Source organism: Flavobacterium bomense (genome assembly GCF_003970355.1).
Genome location: NZ_RYDJ01000047.1, coordinates 1 through 2,056 on the forward strand (window position 1 = coordinate 1; position 2,056 = coordinate 2,056).

At 30.6% G+C, this 2,056-nt stretch carries 3 protein-coding genes; 1 reads left to right on the forward strand and 2 read right to left on the reverse strand.

Translation table 11 applies throughout. The features are described from left to right. Positions 1-23: 23 nt before the first annotated feature. The gene (locus EKL98_RS15385) at positions 24-275 is read right to left on the reverse strand and encodes a hypothetical protein (protein WP_126563088.1); all 252 of its coding nucleotides are present in this window, start codon (positions 273-275) and stop codon (positions 24-26) included. Positions 276-533: 258 nt separating this feature from the next. On the opposite strand from EKL98_RS15385, the gene EKL98_RS15390 reads away from it, so the two are divergent. Continuing rightward, positions 534-1,703, forward strand: coding sequence for an IS4 family transposase (locus EKL98_RS15390; protein ID WP_126563089.1), 1,170 nt, complete (start codon positions 534-536; stop codon positions 1,701-1,703). Between the two features lies 1 nt (position 1,704). Here the strand turns inward: EKL98_RS15390 and EKL98_RS17640 are convergent. Further along, on the reverse strand, positions 1,705-2,056 hold a 352-nt coding region (locus EKL98_RS17640; protein WP_199740720.1), incomplete at its 5' end, for a hypothetical protein.

Here is a 2,056-nt window from a genome sequence, read left to right on the forward strand (position 1 = left end):
GGTTGATTTACAGGGGGGTTGGGTTAGTTCAAATCCCAAGTAATTCCAGGGGTAGTAGGCTTGTAGGTTTTACAGTCATAAGAAACGGCTAATCCAGTTGAAGCATTGAAGAAATAAATGTCACGAATGCTTAAAGGTGCTGAAGTTGTTACAAGTTCTATTTTGATGTTGTTATTTTCAAATGGAAGTGTCGCACCATTAGTAAGGATGTCGTCTTTCTTACAACTTGTAATGAGAAAGAGTCCGATTAGCGAAATGTAAATTAAATTTTTCATCGTTTTTATGTTTTTATGTTTTTATGTTGTCTGTCCATAGTTAAACTTTTCAAGTTAGCACTGTCCCAACGGGTTGCCACTAACGTTCCGGCGCTTGGCGAGGTTGCGAACTTCGGAACCGATTATTTTCTATTAGTACTGGTGCGTTAATTTTCTTTTTTTGTTTGTAATGTATTGATTTATATAAGGATATAGACGTTCTTTGATTTTTTGATTTGATTTGAAAGTTTATGATTTTACATTTAAAAGTGTAAAATTATGAATTCAGGTAAATATATTTTCTCCCAATTATTAGATTTTGTCAATAGATATGAGTTTGAAAAAATAGTTAAAAAATACAATGGTAATTATCGGGTGCGAGAACTTAATTGTTGGAATCAATTTATTCAGTTATTTTTTGGACAACTTACTAACCTCAACTCTTTACGCGACATTTGTTTGTGTCTTAAAGCTCATAATAACAAGTTGTATCATTTAGGGATTAAAAATTATGTTAGTCATACGACTTTGTCACGAGCCAACGAAAAACGGGATTGGCAGATTTTTTCTGATTTTGGCAATCATCTAATTGAATTAGTACGTCCTCTTTATAAAAGCAGTGAAATACCAAATTTATCAATTGATAATGAACTGTATGCATTAGATTCAACGACTATTTCCTGTAGCATTAATCTCTTAACTTGGGCTGAAGGGAAATACAGTCGTGGAGCAGTAAAGATGCACACTTTACTTGATTTACGGGGCAGTATTCCAAGTTATATTCTTGTTACAGATGGTAAATACCACGATAGCAATGTACTTGACCAAATTATTCCCGAGCCAGATGCCATTTATATAATGGATAAAGCCTATGTTGATTTTAAGGCATTATATCGTATTAATACTTTTGAATCTTATTTTGTTACAAGGGCAAAATCGAGTTTAAAATACACGATTATAGAACAAAATTTTAATATTGATGAATCAACAGGCTTAAGAGCTGATAAAATAATCGAACTAACTATTGCAAAATCGAAAAAGTTATATCCCGAAAAACTTCGCTTAATAGAGTATTACGATGCAGATAAAAACAATTATCTTGTTTTTATGACAAATAATTTTGACGTAACAGCTCTTGAAGTCTCGTATATTTATAAAAACAGGTGGCAAATAGAAACATTTTTTAAATGGATAAAACAAAATTTAGTAATTAAAAAACTTTGGGGACATTCGCAAAACGCAGTCAAAATACATATTTGGACAGCTATTTGCACCTATTTAATTGTCGCATATGTGAAAAAAGTAGTTGAAAGCGAGTTGTCAATATATCAGATTATGCAAATTTTAAGTATATCTGCTTTTGATAAAACACCGGTAGGTGAATTATTGGGTAACTTTCAAAACAATCAAAATATCAATGAACAGCAATATAATATTTTTGATAATTAAACTAATTATTTAACGCACCAGCACTACTATCTTTAACTAGTAAATTTACACTTGGAAAATTTTTATCTGTTTCTGAATAGATTTCTAAAATAGTACTTGTTTCATTCAAGTACTTTTCAGTAAATTCATAGTTGACCAATTTTGCTGTATTCTTTTCGTTTTTTTCCAAGATTGATTTTGCCGAACTAATTAGCATTTTTTCTTTTTTGCTGGATGTTAAAAAATCTCCACCAAATAAAATCATCCCGATTATTGGAAAAATAGCCAAAAGAATTACATACATTTTCTTGTTCGATTTTCCATTATTATCATCGTTGTTTTTATTTTCGGCAATTCTGGTTAAGTTAAACATT

Coding starts and splice junctions, on each gene's coding strand:
- EKL98_RS15385 (WP_126563088.1), bottom strand. CDS start 275: ATGAAAAATTTAATTTACATTTCGCTAATCGGACTCTTTCTCATTACA.
- EKL98_RS15390 (WP_126563089.1), top strand. CDS start 534: ATGAATTCAGGTAAATATATTTTCTCCCAATTATTAGATTTTGTCAAT.